1 pseudogene is annotated in these 225 nt (G+C 68.0%); it reads right to left on the bottom strand.

The annotated features are described in order from the left end of the window. Positions 1–225: pseudogene (locus ACUJ8O_RS11620) on the bottom strand (IS5/IS1182 family transposase); the annotation flags it as partial.

Raw genomic sequence — 225 nt, 5'->3', positions numbered from 1 at the left:
CACAGCATTCAGGACCACAGCGGCCCTGTAGATGATCGCGTACTTGTCATACCGGGTCGCCAGACCCCGCCACTGCTTCAGGTGAGCGTACTGACGCTCGATGACGTTGCGGCCCTTGTAGGCGTCCACGTCGAGGCTGACGGGGCGCCCGCCGCGGGCACCGCGCCGTCTGCGGTGGCCCTGCTGGTCGGCCGGTTCGGGGATGACCGCTTTGATCCCACGGGC

The sequence above is a fragment of the Micrococcus sp. EWR3.9.1 genome, assembly GCF_052615555.1.
This window is presented reverse-complemented; position numbering and strand designations above follow the sequence as displayed.